Origin of the sequence: Shewanella surugensis (assembly GCF_023284005.1) — a bacterium.
GTDB classification, from domain to species: Bacteria; Pseudomonadota; Gammaproteobacteria; order Enterobacterales; family Shewanellaceae; genus Shewanella; species Shewanella surugensis.
Genome location: NZ_JAKIKS010000228.1, coordinates 1 through 3,898, shown reverse-complemented (window position 1 = coordinate 3,898; position 3,898 = coordinate 1). Strand labels below are relative to the sequence as shown.

General features: G+C 39.6%; 6 protein-coding genes. All 6 read left to right on the top strand.

What is annotated here, in order from left to right:
- Positions 1 to 173: 173 nt before the first annotated feature.
- Entirely contained in the window at positions 174 to 350 is a 177-nt protein-coding gene (locus tag L2764_RS26140) for a recombinase family protein (protein WP_248943273.1), read from the top strand.
- Between the two features lie 304 nt (positions 351 to 654).
- The gene (locus tag L2764_RS26135) at positions 655 to 1,380 is read left to right on the top strand and encodes an SDR family NAD(P)-dependent oxidoreductase (protein WP_248943272.1); all 726 of its coding nucleotides are present in this window, start codon (positions 655 to 657) and stop codon (positions 1,378 to 1,380) included.
- Position 1,381: 1 nt separating this feature from the next.
- Positions 1,382 to 1,795 (top strand): 6-carboxytetrahydropterin synthase, encoded by a 414-nt coding sequence (locus tag L2764_RS26130; RefSeq protein ID WP_248943271.1) that lies wholly within the window; start codon positions 1,382 to 1,384, stop codon positions 1,793 to 1,795.
- A 1-nt stretch (position 1,796) separates the two neighbouring features.
- Positions 1,797 to 2,888, top strand: a complete 1,092-nt coding sequence (locus L2764_RS26125; RefSeq protein WP_248943270.1) for a glycosyltransferase — start codon at positions 1,797 to 1,799, stop codon at positions 2,886 to 2,888.
- Between the two features lie 430 nt (positions 2,889 to 3,318).
- Positions 3,319 to 3,687: an IS66 family insertion sequence element accessory protein TnpA gene (tnpA, locus tag L2764_RS26120; protein ID WP_248943269.1), complete on the top strand. Its 369-nt coding sequence runs from the start codon at positions 3,319 to 3,321 to the stop codon at positions 3,685 to 3,687.
- Positions 3,681 to 3,898: IS66 family insertion sequence element accessory protein TnpB (tnpB, locus tag L2764_RS26115; protein WP_248943268.1), on the top strand; the 218-nt coding region annotated here is incomplete at its 3' end. The genes tnpA and tnpB, both read left to right, overlap by 7 nt.

The window sequence follows — 3,898 nt, the reverse complement described above, 5'->3', positions numbered from 1 at the left end:
TGGTTATCTTGCCATGATTTTATCACTTTTGATGCACTCAAAGAGAGTGTAAAAAACATCATGGATAATTATCCGTCAAAATATACGATAACTTTTAGTTAAGCACTTATGAAGATATAATGATCTCATTTAAAAAAATATCAATACTTTTGTTTGAAAATCCTGCATCTTGAATGATCACATGTATAAACGGATTGGTTGAGCATTCTTTAATTCATCTGTATTTACATTGTGCTGAATTGGAGCCCTCTCTTATTTCAGAACGAGTGATGGCTGGAATGAAAGCCGCCACTATTCGCGGTAAACGTCTAGGTAGACCAAAAACGCCTGAAAGGTTGCGAAAAAAATAGAGAGTTTGGCTATAAATATAAATTTGAGCATTAGAAAAATTCACGCTGAACAGGATGGGAGTACAAGTCGCTCTGTGATCGGGGGGGGGGAATTAAAAATAGTCGAAATAGCAGGTATTTATAACAATATTGAGTAATTGTTTTTTTCCTGTGTGACAACAAATTACACGTATACTGAACATACCCCTTTTATTCAAGCGGTCGTTGATGCTCATGCGAAAACAAACATTGACAGCCATCATTAATGCTTGTAATTTATTTATGTAGTTTGTATATATAATGATGATGACGTTAAGGAAGTCAGATGCACAAAGTTGCCTTAGTGACGGGTGCTAGTCGAGGCCTTGGGTTTGCATTTGCGGAGCTTTTAGCAACGCATGGCTTCAATGTTGTCATATGTTCTTCCAATAAAGAAAGTCTCCAAGCTGCTCTTGCAACACTACATAAGAATTTTGCTGACAGAAGTGTTTGCGGGTTTGTATGCGACATGACTAATGATGACTCTGTAAATGAACTCTTCGATCGTGTCTATGATATGTATGGCCATATCGATCTAACAATAAATAATGTCGGATATTTAGAACTTAGAGACTTCACAAATTATGATATTCAACTTTGGGGAAAAAGTATTGGGTTAAACCTTACTAGTTGTTACCTAGGCTGTCGCTATTCCTTCAAGTATATGACCCAATGTGGAGGAAAGAAGAACATTTTAAATATTAGTTCCCTCTCCGGAATCCGATTTACACAAAAATTCAAAGGTATGTCTGCCTATATTGCGAGCAAACATGCTGTTGTAGGATTAACGGAGAGCTTAGCGGTAGAAGGGGCTGAATTTGGTATAAATGTTAACTGTCTCGCCCCAGGTTCAATTCATACGGATATGTTTACTTCCAATTTTCCAAGTATTAAAGCAGCCTCTACTGCAAAGAGGGTTGCAGAGATCGGATTTAAACTTTGTGGGGATTTTAGTTCTACATCAATGACTGGGGTCACCTTGGACTTGATGTCTGATACGTTAGGAGCTTGAAATGCACGAAGTAATAATAAAAAGAAAAGTATGGATCTCAGCAAGCCATTGGCTACACTCAACATTCTTATCTGATGAAGAAAACACAGCAACTTACGGCAAGTGTAACAATCCAAATGGACATGGTCACAATTATTGCGTGACGGTTGGCCTTAAGGGACCTGTAGATGAAAAAACAGGAATGGTTTTAAATCTGACATATGTCGCAAAGATTTTAGATGAAAAAATTGCCGGCAATTTCGATCACAAACACCTTGATCTTGATACTTCTTATTTTGAAGAACGTCCCTCAACCTCTGAAAATATCGCAATTGTTATATGGCAGATACTAAAAAGAACACCGCTTGCTAATTTCTTATATTCAATTGAACTAGAAGAAACCCCAAACAATAGTGTTTTATACTTGGGTGATTGAATTGATCACTAAAATATTGGTAGTTTCCAGTTCAGTTGCGCCAGTAGGAGAGGGAGGCGCAGGTGGCGTGGATGTTACCCTCACATCTTTTCTGGCTTGTATGGCTCAATTTTGTAATTGCAAGATCGATATATTGGTCCCTGATGGCTCTACAATCAAAAATGAGACCGGAAAAGTCATTTTTTCTTCCGGTACTTGCAGTATACCTGCTCAGAATTTGGAATATAACGATAAAATTTTACTTTATGAAGATGATGTGTCTCTATCTTTCATGGAGTTATGCTATAAAGTTCAAAGTGACTATGATTTAATACTCAACCTATCCTATGATTATATGCCGTTTTATCTTACTGATTTTTTTGACACGCCAATGTTCCATTTAGTCTCTATGGGACGCACCTCCCGCCCAATGAGTTACATTATAAAAAAAGTATACAATCAAAGTCCCAATAGGATTGCATTTCATTCTTTTGCGCAAGCACGAAGTTTCGGGATTTCAGACTTCCAAAACCCATTATATGTCGGCTTGCAAAGCCGGAAGTATACTTTCTATGATAAGCCAGTAGAAAGTCTTGTTACCGCATCTAGGATTGCACCGGAAAAAGGTCTTGAAGATGCGTTAGAGGTCGCAAGGCTACTGAAACTACCCATTAAAATAATGGGTGCAGCAGATGATGATGCCTATTTGCAGTATCTAATGCATAGATATCAGGATGTGGAGGCTAAATGGCTGGGTTTTTTGGAGCACGATGACTTTATCAGGCAAATTGGAAACGCTCGGATGGCAATTGCAACTCCTAAGTGGGAAGAAGCAATGGGTATAGCTAATATAGAAGCTACGTTATCTGGTGTGCCAGTTGCGGCTTATGATCGTGGAGGAATAAAAGAAGTAATCTTCCACGGAAAAACGGGGTTTATTTCGCGTGATGCATCACCTGTGTCAATCGCAAATTACTACCATGAAGCCTTGGGACTGGACAGGAACTCAATAAAAGAGTTTGCTGGAAAAAAACTTTCCTTAGAGAGTTTTTTTGGCAGGCTATGCTGTTGGTTTTCTAAGGAGGGCATTCAGATGGAAACACTTTGCCGCTGAAATCATCTTATGGTCTGTTCGCTGGGACTTTGTTGTAGCGCTATCCCATCAAATCTTTTGATATTAATTAGTTAGATTGGTACCTTTGAGGTATACCAAACCCAGTGAAACAATTTAAGATACCACAAGCGATCATCATTTTTTAATTGTCCATATTTCGAGCATGAAGACGGTTGCTAAAGGTTCGCTTATAACGTTGCATCACCATCTTCGATACATTTCGTTTGTCGTATTCATGTGAGCATTGTCAGGCTATTTGACCTTTTGCGGCAATCTCTATCATATTGCGACAGCGGGTAGCAGGATGTGATTGTCTCCCACACCTAAATGCATTTTCGCCGACTGTATTGTAACCGTCCGAGCAAGTACATCTTCAACCGTGTTCATCGATCCCTTATGTTAACCCCTGACTATGATATCAGGAGTTAATATGACTAAGCGTTCTCATGAAGAGTGGGTTGATTTGATAAAGCAGCAGCCCGCTAGCGGCTTAACAATAAAAGATTTTTGCCTTCAACATCAGCTCAGTACCAGTACCAGTACCAGTACCAGTACCAGTACCAGTACCAGTACCAGTACCAGTACCAGTACCTTTTATGCCCGCAAGGCCAATTTAGCGAATGTCGACACCACTAGTTCCTTTGTTAAAGTAAAGGTTGAAGCGCCAGTAGACGCACGGCAAGTGCGGGCTTCTCTACAACAGATAAGCCTACAGCATCAAACTGGCTTATGGACTTTCCCTTGCTCTTTACCTGCCAGTTATCTGCTTGAAATAATAAAAGGCCTGCAAACATGTTGATGTTTCAGCAACTCCCGAGTGTTTATCTACATCAACAGCCCGTGGATTTTCGTAAATCAATAAATGGCTTAGCCATCATCGTTGAGCAACAACTGTCGCAGCAGGTCTCTGATGGCAGCGTGTTTGTCTTTTGCAATAAAGGTCGTGATAAATTAAAAATCCTCTACTGGGACAGTACTGGTTTCGCACTTTGGTACAAGCGACTTGAGCA